Origin of the sequence: Streptomyces sp. NPDC101166 (genome assembly GCF_044768125.1) — a bacterium.
Taxonomy (GTDB): Bacteria; Actinomycetota; Actinomycetes; order Streptomycetales; family Streptomycetaceae; genus Streptomyces.
The window spans coordinates 1-1132 of record NZ_JBIWPF010000262.1 but is presented as its reverse complement, the minus strand read 5'-3'; the positions used below and the strand labels follow the sequence as shown (position 1 = coordinate 1132).

At 62.4% G+C, this 1132-nt stretch carries 1 protein-coding gene; it reads right to left on the bottom strand.

Annotated features, from left to right (window positions below; translation table 11 throughout):
• Positions 1-220: 220 nt before the first annotated feature.
• Positions 221-769, bottom strand: a complete 549-nt coding sequence (locus ACIRS4_RS38235; RefSeq protein WP_404204883.1) for a hypothetical protein — start codon at positions 767-769, stop codon at positions 221-223.
• Positions 770-1132 lie beyond the last annotated feature (363 nt).

Below are 1132 nucleotides of genomic sequence, written 5' to 3'. Positions count from 1 at the left end.
CGCGTCTCATCCACGAGCGTTTCCCCGACATCGAACACGACAGCCTCGATCATTGGCCACACGCTACCCGGCGCCGATCGATGCTCAGCTGCCGATCGCCTGGCATGCTTCGCCAGCGTGACCGGTGCGGGCTACCCGGTGCCACTGGTTAATGGTGATGAACGGGCATTCGCCAAGTCTTCCGACACAACTCGGTGTCGGAAGACTGCGGTCAGGACCGTTATCGATGCAACTTCCTAAGTTCCTGCCTGAACAATGGACTCGCCCGCACCATCCGAAACTCACCGGTCTTCCGCTCGATGTAGAGGTATGTCGAGTAGCGGCCGGATTCAGCACACTGCCAGTGTTTTTCGCCTGGTGCGATCTGTATCACCAGCCTGTCGGCGGGGCCGGTCAACAGGTCTGTCGCCATCTGTTCGGCCTCGGTTCTGTTCACGGGCCGGGCATCGCTGAGGTACGAGAACAACCGGGTTACATAGTCCGACCACCATCGCATCCGCATATCCCGGCTGGCCGACGCTTGCGCGGCAGCAGCTCGCAACGCGGCGTAGTCCTGTGCGCGCTGCCAACCCACTATCCGGCGGGAGTAGTCATGCAGGACTGCGGCACAGTAGCTCTGCTTGGGACAGTCGGCGTTCTCAGCAGCGCTTACCAGGAACGGTAGCCCCGCAGGGTCGTGTAGCAGGAGATCCTCATCCTGCTCCATCAACACCGCATCGGGATCCAGCGCCCACACCCAGAACGCTCGGTCGTCAGCAAAAGGCCACACTCCTGCAGCCTATTCATGACCTGCAGCCCTCGAACTCGTCCCGTGCGCATGACCATGGCGTCGAGTCGGCGACCGAGTCGAGCTGCGGCTGTGGAGTCCCAGGCTTTCGAAGGAGTCGGTGGAAGACCTGACGAGGTCCCCGAGGCACCTCCGTGAACTCGATCTGAAAGCCGGCCCAGAAGGGACAGATCCCAGCACGCGCTTCGCGCGACGGATGCCCCGCCCTGATGCGGGTTTGAAGCCGGTCCCCTCATGCCTTTTCGTATGCTCCGCCGAATCCGCGTGTCACACAAGCGGGGGCAACCACGGGACCGCGTTGTGAGCAAAGCTCTGCTTGACCGGCACCAGGTCGAGGTGTCGGTC